This window comes from Flavobacterium sp. GNP008, from assembly GCF_056428965.1.
This window is the reverse complement of sequence record NZ_JBWJVL010000062.1, coordinates 1-237: the sequence shown is the minus strand read 5'-3', so window position 1 is coordinate 237 and position 237 is coordinate 1. Positions and strand designations below refer to the sequence as shown.

General features: G+C 62.9%; 1 protein-coding gene. It reads left to right on the top strand.

The features are described from left to right. Nucleotides 1-237 (top strand): hydantoinase B/oxoprolinase family protein (locus AC0608_RS13890; RefSeq protein WP_478289493.1); only part of this gene is annotated, 237 nt, incomplete at both ends.

Genomic DNA, 237 nt, shown 5'->3' with positions numbered 1-237 from the left:
CGCTACGCAGCTTGCCGCCCGGGCGACTGCAAAAAGAGGAATTGCAGGACGACGGCAGCGTGTTCAAGGTTGCCATTCAGATCAGCGAGCGCGAACTGATCATCGACCTGCGGGACAATCCCGACCAGTGCGCAGGCCCTACCAACCTCAGCCGCGATGGTGCAGTGGTCGCAGCTCAGATGGCGTTCAAGGCGCTGACTGCGCCGCAAGGCGTGACCAATGGCGGCACGTTTCGCC